The organism is Paenibacillus terrisolis (genome assembly GCF_056171975.1).
This window is the reverse complement of sequence record NZ_JBKFGG010000004.1, coordinates 152,570-165,414: the sequence shown is the minus strand read 5'-3', so window position 1 is coordinate 165,414 and position 12,845 is coordinate 152,570. Positions and strand designations below refer to the sequence as shown.

Genomic DNA, 12,845 nt, shown 5'->3' with positions numbered 1-12,845 from the left:
TGAACGGGCCATCCATGGACATTGAGGGGGAGATGGAATAGTATGTTGGAATTTGATTTTGAAATGGAAAGTTTGGCTCAAATTAAAGTCATCGGTGTAGGCGGCGGCGGAAGCAACGCCGTTAACCGGATGATCGAAAACGGCGTGCAGGGCGTAGAGTTCATTACGGTAAATACGGATGCCCAGGCGCTGCATTTGGCCAAATCCGAGCATAAATTGCAGATCGGGGATAAATTGACGCGTGGACTCGGTGCCGGCGCCAATCCGGATGTCGGCAAAAAAGCCGCCGAAGAGTCCCGCGATTTGATTGCCAATACGTTAAAAGGCGCCGATATGGTATTCGTTACCGCAGGCATGGGCGGCGGTACGGGTACCGGCGCAGCTCCGGTTATCGCTGAAATCGCTAGAGAATGCGGAGCGCTTACGGTAGGGGTCGTTACTCGTCCGTTCACGTTCGAAGGACGCAAACGGTCTTCCCAAGCGGAGCTGGGCATTGAAGCTCTGAAAGAAAAAGTAGATACGCTGATCGTCATTCCTAACGATCGTTTGCTGGAAATTGTCGATAAGAAAACTCCGATGCTCGAAGCTTTCCGTGAAGCGGATAATGTTCTGCGTCAAGCCGTCCAAGGCATCTCCGACCTGATCGCCGTGCCGGGGCTTATCAACCTTGACTTTGCGGACGTGAAGACGATTATGACCGAACGTGGGTCGGCATTAATGGGCATCGGTCTTGCTACCGGCGAGAACCGTGCGGCGGAAGCGGCTCGTAAAGCGATCATGAGCCCGCTGCTTGAAACTTCCATCGAAGGTGCGCGCGGCGTAATCATGAATATTACGGGTGGGGCAAACCTGTCCTTGTATGAAGTCAATGAAGCGGCTGAAATCGTTATTTCCGCTTCCGATCCGGAAGTGAATATGATCTTTGGCGCTATCATCGATGAAAATATGAAGGAAGAAATCAAAGTGACAGTGATCGCCACCGGCTTCGAGCCTAAGCATCAAGCTTCGTCGGTCCGTAAACCGGCGGCCGCTCCGAGTGTCCCCGAGCCGCAGCAGGATAGCCGTCAGGCTTCATCGCTGAGACCGTTTGGCAACCAGCCTTCCGGAGATCAACTTGATATTCCGACGTTCCTCCGCAACCGTTCGCGGAATAACAACGAATAAGATAAGACGATTCGTCTTCCCCGAAGACCTTGTCCCAAGATGGGACAAGGTCTTTTTTTGCTATCGTTTAAGAGTTTTTGCCTCCAATCGAAACTCTTGGGAACCTTTCTTTCTTTTACTTCGGCTCGACAAAATTAGTGCGAATCTACTCCCAATTTTAGACAGACTTTATAGACAGACATCTTTATACTGATAACCATCTACCTAGGCAGGTGAATGCCGCTTGGTTGTCTATATCGATCTTATTTTTTTGATGAATCTGCTTATCGATGCGAGTTTGCTTGTGGCGACGGCATGGATGAGGAAGCAGAAGATGAAGGCGTGGCGAATCGCGGCGTCCTCCACAGTTGGCGCGTTATACGTCGTGATGATGTTTTTGCCGGAGCTAAGTTTTTTGTATACCTTTCTGGTAAAGTTTCTTTTTTCCGTTGTTATGTTATGGATCGCCTTCGGATTTGGAAGCCTGCAAAACTATTTGCGTAATATGGGGGCTTTTTATATCGTCAATTTTACGGCGGCCGGGGCAATTTTGGGCGTGCATTATTTGCTGCAGAGCTCCGGGGAGATCTGGAACGGAATCTGGTATACGGCATCCGGGGGACTTGGGTTTACGTTGAAAATAGGAACATTATTTACGCTCGTCCTTTTCTTTGCCGCGCTGCTGTGGCTAAAATGGATTCTTTCCTCTCGTCAAAGGCAGGAGCGAATAACCTCTTTTCTTGCTGAAGTCACGGTGAGCATTGGCGATCAGGAGGTTCGGTGCACGGGGCTAATCGATACGGGCAACCAATTGTCGGATCCGTTTACCCGCTTGCCGGTCATGGTGATGGAAGCGGCGCTATGGGAAGTTTTTCTTCCTTCGCCCATGAGGGGGAAATTCGCTGTAGAACGTGCGGACAACCTCATTATGGAGTGGACGGAAACCGAGGGCTTTCCCTGGCAGGATCGCTTGCGCCTGGTACCGTATCGGGGAATTAATAAGGGAACGCAATTTATGATTGCGCTGAAGCCGGACGAAGTGACGATTGTGCTGGAAGGACGGGAATACCGCTCATCCCGGGTGCTAATCGGTTTGGACGGAGGACGGTTGTCCTCGGAAGGAACATACCGTGCGATCATTCATCCCGCATTGATAGAAGCGGAATACGACGGGAAGAACGCACCGGCCGCGGTGAAAACGGAGATGCTCTTATCGCCCGATTCGGCCAAAGGTCCTGATTCCATCGGTAAAACGGGAACGTAATATGGGAGGAAAGAAAACAATGCGTGTAAAATGGAAACTGATCCTGCAGTTGCAATACTACCGATTATTGTTTATTTTCGGGTTGAAAAGTGAAGAAATCTATTATATCGGAGGAAGCGAGGCGCTTCCCCCTCCATTGACGCGCGAAGAAGAAGAGTATTTGCTCCAGCGGCTTCCCACCGGGGACTCGGCCATCCGATCGATGCTGATTGAGCGAAATCTTCGGCTCGTGGTGTATATCGCTAGAAAGTTCGAAAATACGGGGATCAATATCGAAGATCTCGTATCCATCGGCGCGATTGGTCTTATCAAGGCAGTCAATACGTTTGATCCCGAGAAGAAAATCAAGCTGGCCACTTACGCCTCCCGATGTATTGAAAACGAAATCCTTATGTATTTGCGGCGCAACAGTAAAATCCGCACCGAGGTATCGTTCGACGAACCGCTTAACATCGATTGGGACGGCAATGAGCTGCTGCTGTCCGATGTACTGGGTACGGAAAACGACACGATTTACCGGAACATTGAAGAGCAGGTCGACCGTAAGCTGCTGCATAAAGCGCTCGACAAGCTGAGCGAGCGGGAGCGTATGATCATGGAGCTGCGGTTTGGCCTCGTTGACGGCGATGAAAAGACGCAAAAGGATGTCGCCGACTTGCTCGGTATCTCGCAATCTTATATTTCCAGATTGGAAAAACGGATCATTAAGCGTCTGCGCAAGGAATTCAACAAGATGGTTTAGGGTGTCGCCCGGAAGGACGAAATGCAGGAATAAAAATGCAGCCCGGGGAGATAATGATCATTAATGTTTCTCCTTGGGAGGTAAGACACGATGACCCGAAACAAAGTCGAAATTTGCGGCGTTGACACCGCAAAATTGCCCGTTCTAACCAATGCGGAAATGCGTGAATTGTTCCACTCGTTGCAGCAAGACCACGTAAGATCAGCCAGAGAAAAGTTAGTGAATGGCAACTTGAGACTCGTGCTGAGCGTCATCCAGCGGTTCAACAATCGAGGGGAGTATGTGGACGACCTGTTCCAGGTTGGCTGCATCGGACTCATGAAAGCCATCGATAATTTTGATTTATCGCAAAATGTTAAATTCTCCACGTACGCGGTGCCGATGATCATCGGCGAAATCCGGCGGTATCTGCGGGACAACAACCCGATCCGCGTCTCCCGAAGTCTTCGGGACATCGCCTATAAGGCGCTGCAAATGAGGGACAGTCTGACGAATCAAAATTCGCGGGAGCCTACGATTTTTGAAATTTCCGAAGCGCTGGGCTTACCGAAGGAAGATGTCGTCTTCGCACTCGATGCGATCCAGGACCCGGTGTCCTTGTTTGAGCCGATTTACCATGACGGGGGCGATCCGATCTATGTAATGGACCAAATCAGCGACGACAAAAACAAAGACGTATCATGGATCGAGGAAATTGCGCTTCGCGAAGCGATGCAGCGGCTGGGCCGCCGCGAGAAGATGATCCTCTCGATGCGCTTCTTCGAAGGTAAAACGCAGATGGAAGTTGCCGATGAGATTGGCATCTCCCAGGCCCAGGTATCGAGGCTTGAGAAATCCGCCATTGTACAAATGCAGAAACATGTGAAGTCGTAAAGGAGCGGTCCCTTCGGGGGCCTTTTTTAATTTGCTTCGGAGCTTGATTGCTGAAAGTGGTGGCGGGGAGCAGCTGCGAACCAGTTTGGGCCTGCGATCGCTGTTGCCGTCGGATAATTTGGATTTGATAAATTCCAATAAGGGAATCATCCGACGACAAAGGCGACCACTCCGTTTCTTCGGCTCCAAACTTTCTCTACGCTGCTCTTCACCACTTTACCGTTTGGGATCGCTGGACATTAAAAATGGCCCCGCGGCGCGGGACCTGAATGAGGCAGTAGTGGTGGCGGGGAGCAGCTGCGAACCAGTTTGGGCCTGCGATCGCTGTTGCCGTCGGATAATTTGGATTTGATAAATTCCAATAAGGGAATCATCCGACGGCAAAGGCGACCACTCCGTTTCTTCGGCTCCAAACTTTCTCTACGCTGCTCTTCACCACTTTACCGTTTGGGATCGCTTGGCATTAAAAATGGCCCCGCGGCGCGGGACCTGAATGAGGCAGTAGTGGTGGTGGGGGAGCAGCTGCGAACCAGTTTGGGCCTGCGATCGCTGGCAAGAAAAAGAAGTGAAGGCTAAAATTCTAACGGATCTAAATGCCGTTATTACGTTGAAACCGATCGTTGGAGAAATGTAACGGACTCCACGGCCCTTATTTGGCCTAAAACACAAGTTTTTGGTTACTAGGGGCTAAATAAGGTGTCTACGATCCGTTAGAGTATGAAATGCTGCTTTGCGGGGCAAATAAAGTCTTTACGATCCGTTAGAGCGATGAAACGCTGCTTTGAGCGTGAATAAGGCTAAGCCCCCCTAGTAGTTCGTTAACCCTCAAAAACTTCGTTTACTCGTCGATCAAACGGCAAGTGCTGCTTTCCAGGTTGAGCCTCAAGTTGAGCCGATTTTCTTTTGCTTAATTTTTTTAGACATGAAACATATATATAGGGGTGAGCGGCGGAAAATGGCTTTGGGTTTAATTTGTGCAATGCATGATGATTGGATTTTGCCGGATGGGGGCGTTATATCATGGATAATGTGGTGAGGGCCAGTATGAAAATATCCGATTTCCAAACGAAGGATGTTATCAATGTAGTGGACGGGAAGCGGCTGGGGCATATCAGCGATCTTGAACTTGATTTGCGCCAGGGGATAATCGAGGCGATTGTTGTTCCCGTAAATACAAAGTTTATGGGGTTGTTTGGCGGTGGAAGCGATCTGATCATCCCGTGGAAAAATATTGTGAAGATCGGTTCTGACGTTGTCCTGGTCAAAATGGATGAACTGCGGGAAACACGAGTACAGCCGCAGTATGAAACGACAGTGTATATCGACCGGGATGGGCGAGCCGAACGCCGAAATTAAAAGCTGGAGACAAACGCGAGTGTCCGCCGTTATGGTACACTGGAAGTAGACTTGCCAATTATAACGGAGGAATGGATGATGGAGCCATTTATTAGGAATCCTATGGAGCAGCCGGAACGTTTTGAGCTTGAAGCGTGGAACCGCCGGTTTCCGGAGGTTAGCGCAGGGTTTACCGGGAGAGGCGGGGGCGTCTCTCTTCCTCCTTACGATAGCTTGAATCTTGCCTTTCATGTCGGCGATGACCCGGCACTGGTGCTCGAGAACCGGAACCGCCTTGCTGGGGAGCTTGGGTTTGCGCCCGCGGCTTGGACCTGTGGGGAGCAGGTGCACGGTAAAAAAATCGCTATCATTGGAGCCGAAGACCGTGGCAAAGGTTATCTGGACCGGAGCAGCGCCTTTCAGGAGACGGACGGCCTGGTCACCAATGTGCCGGGCGTTCTGCTTACCTCTTTTTATGCGGATTGCGTGCCGCTTTACTTTTTTGATCCTGTCCGAAAGGTTGTCGGGCTCGCGCACGCCGGGTGGAAGGGAACCGTTCAGCGAATTGCCGGGCGGATCATCGAAGCGATGCGGGAGGAATACGGTAGTAATCCGGACGATATGCTGGCGGCTATTGGCCCGAGCATCGGGGAATGCTGTTACGAAGTGGATGAAACGGTCATGGGACGGGTTCGCGAGTCGCTTGAGGCGGTCGGGGCGAAAGAGGATGAAGGTCGGATCGCTTCGCCTTCTATCCACGCGGATAGGATGATGCTGAACTTGAAAGAAATGAATCGAATCATTATGATAAAAGCAGGAATATTGCCGACTCATATCGAATGTACAACGTGGTGTACAAGCTGCCATCCGGAATATTTTTTCTCTTACCGCAAGCAGGGCGGGGTTACGGGAAGGATGGCCAGCTGGATTGGTTTGAAAGAGAGGTGATCCTTTCTTTGTCGCTTAAAGAACGGATAGAACTAGTGGAACGCCTCATTGAGGCAGCTTGCGAGCGCAGCGGACGGAGACGTGAGGACGTTCATGTCGTAGCCGTAACCAAATATGTTTCGGCCGGGATGACAGGCAAAGTCCTGGATGAAGGGATCGAACATATCGGCGAGAATCGGCCGCAAGTGGCGCTGCCGAAATGGGAAGCGTTGGACGGACGCGGCACTTGGCATTTTATCGGCCATTTGCAGAGTAATAAAGTCAAAGACATCATTGGAAAATTTCAATATATTCACTCGCTGGATCGGATTTCTCTTGCCAATGAGTTGGAGAAGCGGGCTATCGCAGAGGATGTTACGATCCAGGCATTTTTGCAGATTAACGTTTCCGGCGAATCTTCCAAGCAGGGGCTTGAACCGGACGCGGCGGCGGATTTTCTCAGAGAGGCGGCCGGACTTACCCGGGTGAAAATCATCGGGCTCATGACGATGGCGCCGATCGAAGACGATCCGGAGCTGACCAGACCGGTTTTTCGCGAACTGCGGGAGCTTCGGGACAAGCTGAATGAGCAAGGCTTGACCAAAGAACCGCTGACCGAATTATCGATGGGCATGTCGGGAGATTTTGAAGTGGCGATTGAAGAAGGGGCGACATGGGTGCGCCTTGGTACTCTTTTAGTGGGGAAAGGGGAAGAGACGTAATGGGAGTAATGAACCGGTTCATGGGCTTTCTAGGGCTGCAGGAAGAAGAGGAAATCGTAGAGCGCGAAGGGGTGTCAGAACATGAACAGCCGGAACTTGAAACCCCAAGCTTCGAGCCGCGTAGAAATCAGAAGGGAAATAATGTGGTGAGCATTCATTCCCAAAAAAACGTGAAGGTGATCCTTTACGAACCACGCTCGTATGATGAGGCCCAGGAAATTGCCGATCATCTGCGCTCTCACCGGTCGGTTGTCGTGAATTTGCAGCGGGTGCGTAATGATCAGGCCATGCGAATCATCGATTTTCTGAGCGGAACGATTTATGCGCTTAGCGGCAGTATTTCCAAAATCGGAGGCAATATTTTCTTGTGCACGCCGGATACGGTGGAAATTCAAGGCTCTATCACGGAGATCCTGACGGAGGATCTAGATTACAACAGAATGAGGTGAAGTCAGCTTGGAATATGCAATAATCAACTTCATTGACTTGCTTTACACGATTTATCAGTACATGATTATTATTTATATTTTCATGTCTTGGGTTCCGAACGTACGGGAGAGCTTTATCGGTCAACTGCTCGGCAAGCTGGTAGAGCCGTTTTTGGCTCCTTTTCGCAGATTCGTCCCGCCACTGGGAATGATGGACTTTTCGCCAATCGTAGCGTTGGTAACGCTTTGGCTCGCATCCATTGGCTTAAAAGGCATCGTTCTGTACATTTTTGGGTAGCGTGAGCGAGATGCGAGAAGATATTTACGACCATTTCAAGCCGGAAGAGCGCCCGTTCGTAGATCGGGCGTCAGAGTGGGTTGTCAATGCCGGGGATTATCATGAAGTCAAGCGAAGCGACTTCCTGGATCCGCGGCAGTGCTATATATTGGAGTCTTTAGCCAACCGCCATCCCGATGTGGCCGTCAGGCTCGACGGGGGATTTGACGGGGCTGAACGGAAACGGGCCATTATTGCTCCCGATTATCGGGATTTGGCTCAAGAACCGTTGGGACTAAAGGTACTCAGCATTACGTCCGGAGATCAGAAATTTATCGAGCTGCAGCATGGGGATTATCTGGGCGCGATTTTGGGACTGGGGCTTAAACGCGACAAAATCGGGGATATTCATGTCCGGGAGGACGGATGCCACGTGGTGGTGGCAGAAGATATCGCCCCGTTTCTCGATACAAATCTTCGTCAAGTGCACCGGGTTGGCATTATGACGGAACTGCTGGAAATCGGCGAACTGCAAACTGCGGAAAAAGAGCTGGAGCCTCATGACTTGACGGTTGCTTCCCTGCGGCTCGACGGCATCGTCAGCGATGTGTTCCGTTTAAGCCGCAGCAAGGTGCTGATTCCGATCAAAGCCGGCCGCTGCCGCGTCAACTGGAAAACGGAGGAGGATCCCTCCAAGCCGTTAAAGGCCGGAGATGTCGTTGCGCTGCAAGGCTTCGGACGGTTCAAAGTGCTTGAGATGGACGGTTTGACGAAAAAAGGAAGATACCGTGTCAAAATCGGCAAATTTATCTGAACTCTTTGCAGGAGTTCGTGGATTATTGTCGAAATTATAGATCGAAATATGTTCATGAATGAAACGTTGAAAATCGTTGAAAATGAAAATGTGACACTGCTTTTCTTGCGGGAGTTGCCAAATTCACAGGAGGTGCGGATCATGCCATTAACGCCGCTGGACATACATAACAAGGAATTCTCTAGACGTATTCGTGGTTACGATGAAGACGAAGTTAACGAATTTCTCGATCAGGTAATCAAAGATTATGAAATCGTGATTCGGGAAAACAAAGAGCTGCACAACCAATTGATCGCTTTGCAGGATAAGCTGGATCATTTTGCTAATATTGAAGAAACATTAAGCAAGACGATCATCGTGGCTCAAGAAGCCGCCGACGAAGTGAAAAACAATGCGAAGAAAGAAGCGCAGCTGATCGTGAAGGAAGCGGAAAAAAACGCCGACCGGATCGTCAACGAGTCGTTGTCCAAATCGCGCAAGATCGCCATGGAAGTGGAAGAGCTCAAGAAGCAGGCTTCCATTTACCGCGCCCGCTTCCGCACGCTGGTTGAAGCGCAACTGGACTTGTTAAGCAGCGATAGCTGGGAAACCTTAGAGGATCGTGACCGGGATCGTGAAAGAGACCGCGATCGTGACCGGGATCGCGATCGTTTGTACGAGCATGACCGCGAAGCCAAAGAGATGTACTAAGCTGGGCGTCCGCCAAGGTTGACATGTGGCGTACGGATAAGTTATAAATAATAACATATCGAAGAGTTGAATATTTTGCATAGTGATTTGATGATGGGAACCAGTACGCTGCGTGGTTGATCCTCAGAGAGTTGGCGAAATGCTGAAAGCCAATGTTCAAGCTGCAGTCGGAATATCCTCCCGGAGAAGCCAAACTGAATTTTCCGAAGGAAGCCGGACTTGCGAAAGTCTGCTGCCCGAGGGAATTGTAAGTTTTGCCGGCTGTCGGCCGTTATTCCGGCCCCATATGAAGCGTATGGGATGGAGTTGTCATGACTTCGCTGCATGGTTGTTTATATGTGCAGAGTCATGGAACAAGGGTGGTAGCGCGAGCCAAGTCTCGTCCCTTTTGGGGGCGGGGCTTTTTTTATTTTAGCTAAACGAAAGGAAGTCATTGAAAACCATGAAAAAAGTGGATGTCAAAGAACATGCGCGTACACGCGACCTGCGCATTTTGGAGAAGTGGGATCGGGAAAATACGTTCAAGCGCAGTATCGAAAACCGGGAGGGCCGTCCCAACTACGTATTTTACGAAGGGCCGCCTACGGCAAATGGACTTCCTCATATCGGGCACGTTTTGGGCCGGGTTATCAAAGATTTTGTCGGCCGCTATCAGACGATGAAGGGATATCGCGTCGTTCGCAAGGCCGGCTGGGATACGCACGGATTGCCGGTTGAGCTGGGCGTGGAGAAAGAGCTTGGTATCTCCGGAAAACAGGATATTGAAAAATACGGCATCGAGGAATTCGTCAAGAAATGCAAAGACAGTGTGTTCGGCTACGAAAAGCAGTGGCGGGAATTCACCGAAGCGATCGCATACTGGACCGATCTCGACGATCCGTATATTACGCTCAACAACACTTACATCGAAAGCGTGTGGAACATTTTAGCCACGATTCATGACAAGGGGCTGCTGTACCGCGGGCACCGCGTCAGCCCGTATTGCCCTTGCTGCCAAACCTCTCTGAGCTCTCATGAAGTGGCTCAGGGCTACGAGGACGTGAAGGATCTCAGCGCGACCGCGAAATTCAAGCTGCATGATACCGGCGAGTATGTGCTGGCCTGGACCACGACGCCTTGGACGCTGCCTGCTCACGTAGCGCTTGCCGTAAACCCGGACATGGAGTACGCCAAAGTGAAACAGGAAGACGGCGTGTATATCGTAGCCAAAAACCTGGTCGAGAAGGTCATGAAAGGCGATTATACCGTGGAGTCGATCCATAAAGGCTCCGAATTCGTCGGCAAAACCTATACGCCGCCGTTTGGCTATATCCAAGCCGAGAAAATCAATGTGATCGTAGGCGCTTCCTTCGTGACGGACGCCAGCGGTACGGGGATCGTTCACATGGCCCCGGCTCACGGTGAAGACGACTATCGCGTATGCCGCGAAAACGGCATCAGCTTTGTCAGCGTGGTAAACGGTCAAGGCCGATACACGGATGCCGTCAGCGATTTTGCCGGACGTTTCGTGAAGGATTGCGATCTGGATATCGTCAAAACGCTGTCGGAGAAAGGGCTCCTTTACAGCAAAGAAAAATACGAGCACAGCTACCCATTCTGCTGGCGCTGCAAATCGCCGCTGCTCTACTACGCGATGGAAAGCTGGTTCATCGAAACGACGGCGGTCAAGGATCAGCTGATTGCCAACAACAACACCGTGGAATGGTATCCGGGGCATGTTCGCGAAGGCCGCTTCGGCAAATTCCTCGAAGAGCTGGTGGACTGGAACATCAGCCGCAACCGCTACTGGGGAACGCCGCTTAACGTTTGGGTGTGCCCGGACTGCGGCGGACAATATGCGCCTCACAGCTTGGCGGACCTTCGCGCTCACGCGGTGGGTCACGTTAGCGAGGATTTGGAACTGCACAAGCCGTATGTAGACGAAGTCAAAGTGAAGTGCCCGCACTGCGAGGGCGGGGTTATGGAGCGGACGAGCGAAGTGATCGACGTATGGTTTGACAGCGGCTCGATGCCTTTTGCGCAGCACCATTATCCGTTTGAAAACGAACAAACCTTCGAAGAGCAGTTCCCGGCGGATATGATTTGCGAGGGCATCGACCAAACGCGCGGCTGGTTCTATAGCCTCTTGGCGGTGTCCACGCTGTTCAAAGGGAAAGCTCCTTACAAAGCGGTTATCGCAACGGGACATGTGCTGGATGAAAACGGGCAGAAGATGTCCAAATCCAAAGGCAATGTCATTGACCCATGGGAAATCATCAATGAATTCGGCACGGACGCGTTCCGATGGGCTCTGCTGTCGGACAGCGCGCCTTGGAACAGCAAACGGTTCTCCAAAGGCATTGTGGCCGAAGCGAAATCCAAAGTAGTGGATACGCTCGTGAATACGCATGCGTTTCTGACGCTGTATGCCGGTATTGACGGCTACAAGCCGGAGGAGCATCTTTTCCGTCCGTCCGGCAGCAAGCTGGACCGCTGGATTCTCTCACGGCTGAACAGCCTGATTCTCACCGTCGATAAAGGCCTGGCCGTAAACGACTTCGTTAATTCTTCCCAAGCGATCGAAAGCTTTATCGACGAGCTCAGCAACTGGTACATCCGCCGCTCGCGCGACCGCTTCTGGGGCAGCGGCCTTGGCGAAGACAAACTGTCTGCCTACCAAACATTGACCGGTGTTCTGCTGACCTTGTCCCAACTGATTGCTCCGTTTGCGCCGCTGGTGGCCGAAGATATTTTCACCAATCTCGGCGGCGGGGAAAGCGTTCATTTTGCCGATTACCCGAAAGCGGATGAAGCCTTAATCGATCCTGCTTTGGAAGAAGACATGGAAAGCGCGCGCCAAATCGTCGAACTGGCCCGCAACGTCCGCAACGAAACGGGGATCAAAACGCGGCAGCCGTTATCCAGCCTGATCGTATCGATGGACCGTGATTTCGCGGTGGCGGAATATGAGGAGATCATCAAGGACGAAATCAACGTCAAAGTGATCGATATCGAAACCAGCGACAGCGGCTTCGTAGATTTCACGCTGAAGCTGAACCTGAAGGTAGCCGGGAAGAAATACGGCAAAAACGTCGGTTTCCTGCAGGGTTACCTGAAAAACCTGGCTGCGGAAAATACGCGGTCGATCGTGGAGAGCGGCGTGTTGAACGTGACTTCGCCGGAGGGCGAAGAGCTCTCGGTCACCGCAGACGAACTGCTGATCGAAAAGCAAGCGAAGCCGGGCTTCGCTTCGGCATCGGGTTACGGCTTGACCGTCGCGTTGAACACGGACATCACGCCGGAGCTTGAACAGGAAGGCTGGGTTCGCGAAGTGGTCCGGGCGGTGCAGGATACCCGTAAGAAGCTCGATCTGCCGATCGAAAAGCGGGTTCATCTTACGCTTGACGTCGATGATGAACTCCAAGCTGCGATCACGGCGTTTGAACATGTTCTTCGGGAGAACGTATTGATTACCGATGTCGCTTTCGGAAAACCGGAGGGACAGGTAGAGAACGTAGACCTCGGCAGCAAGCAAATCGGCGTTTATATCGAAGCGTGATTTGAATCTTGCAGAGCGCGAATTGAGAGGTTGAATGGAGAAAAGGCCGGAAGGCCATAATAGAAGCAACCGATAACGAACGAGCTTGGGCC

12 protein-coding genes and 1 other annotated feature are annotated in these 12,845 nt (G+C 51.4%); all 12 genes read left to right on the top strand.

From position 1 onward, the window contains the following. Window positions 1-42: 42 nt before the first annotated feature. The 12 genes from ftsZ (at window position 43) to ileS (ending at window position 12,753) form a co-directional block, all read left to right on the top strand. Window positions 43-1,164, top strand: coding sequence for a cell division protein FtsZ (ftsZ, locus tag ACI48K_RS04885; protein ID WP_475026389.1), 1,122 nt, complete (start codon window positions 43-45; stop codon window positions 1,162-1,164). 223 nt (window positions 1,165-1,387) lie between these two features. After that, complete coding sequence (gene spoIIGA, locus ACI48K_RS04880; protein WP_475026387.1) at window positions 1,388-2,407, top strand: sigma-E processing peptidase SpoIIGA; 1,020 nt, start codon at window positions 1,388-1,390, stop codon at window positions 2,405-2,407. 19 nt (window positions 2,408-2,426) lie between these two features. Next, the gene (gene sigE / locus ACI48K_RS04875) at window positions 2,427-3,149 is read left to right on the top strand and encodes an RNA polymerase sporulation sigma factor SigE (protein ID WP_475026385.1); all 723 of its coding nucleotides are present in this window, start codon (window positions 2,427-2,429) and stop codon (window positions 3,147-3,149) included. 90 nt (window positions 3,150-3,239) lie between these two features. Then, entirely contained in the window at window positions 3,240-4,022 is a 783-nt protein-coding gene (gene sigG, locus ACI48K_RS04870; RefSeq protein WP_475026383.1) for an RNA polymerase sporulation sigma factor SigG, read from the top strand. A 1,020-nt stretch (window positions 4,023-5,042) separates the two neighbouring features. Then, a complete protein-coding gene (locus ACI48K_RS04865) occupies window positions 5,043-5,378 on the top strand; it encodes a YlmC/YmxH family sporulation protein (RefSeq protein WP_475026367.1) in 336 nt (111 codons plus the stop codon). Between the two features lie 78 nt (window positions 5,379-5,456). Next, on the top strand, window positions 5,457-6,305 hold the full coding sequence (gene pgeF / locus ACI48K_RS04860; RefSeq protein ID WP_475026378.1) for a peptidoglycan editing factor PgeF: 849 nt from the start codon (window positions 5,457-5,459) through the stop codon (window positions 6,303-6,305). Window positions 6,306-6,313: 8 nt separating this feature from the next. Then, on the top strand, window positions 6,314-7,006 hold the full coding sequence (locus ACI48K_RS04855) for a YggS family pyridoxal phosphate-dependent enzyme (RefSeq protein ID WP_475026366.1): 693 nt from the start codon (window positions 6,314-6,316) through the stop codon (window positions 7,004-7,006). After that, entirely contained in the window at window positions 7,006-7,455 is a 450-nt protein-coding gene (locus ACI48K_RS04850) for a cell division protein SepF (protein ID WP_475026365.1), read from the top strand. The genes ACI48K_RS04855 and ACI48K_RS04850 overlap by 1 nt, the downstream gene beginning before the upstream one ends. Window positions 7,456-7,462: 7 nt before the next feature. Beyond that, window positions 7,463-7,732, top strand: coding sequence for a YggT family protein (locus ACI48K_RS04845; RefSeq protein WP_475026364.1), 270 nt, complete (start codon window positions 7,463-7,465; stop codon window positions 7,730-7,732). A 10-nt stretch (window positions 7,733-7,742) separates the two neighbouring features. Beyond that, window positions 7,743-8,525: a YlmH family RNA-binding protein gene (locus ACI48K_RS04840; RefSeq protein WP_475026363.1), complete on the top strand. Its 783-nt coding sequence runs from the start codon at window positions 7,743-7,745 to the stop codon at window positions 8,523-8,525. Window positions 8,526-8,666: 141 nt separating this feature from the next. Beyond that, window positions 8,667-9,215: a DivIVA domain-containing protein gene (locus ACI48K_RS04835; RefSeq protein ID WP_475026362.1), complete on the top strand. Its 549-nt coding sequence runs from the start codon at window positions 8,667-8,669 to the stop codon at window positions 9,213-9,215. A gap of 81 nt (window positions 9,216-9,296) precedes the next feature. Further along, window positions 9,297-9,605 (top strand) — a binding site (T-box leader). A gap of 52 nt (window positions 9,606-9,657) precedes the next feature. Next, entirely contained in the window at window positions 9,658-12,753 is a 3,096-nt protein-coding gene (ileS, locus tag ACI48K_RS04830; RefSeq protein WP_475026361.1) for an isoleucine--tRNA ligase, read from the top strand. The last annotated feature ends 92 nt before the right edge of the window (window positions 12,754-12,845 follow it).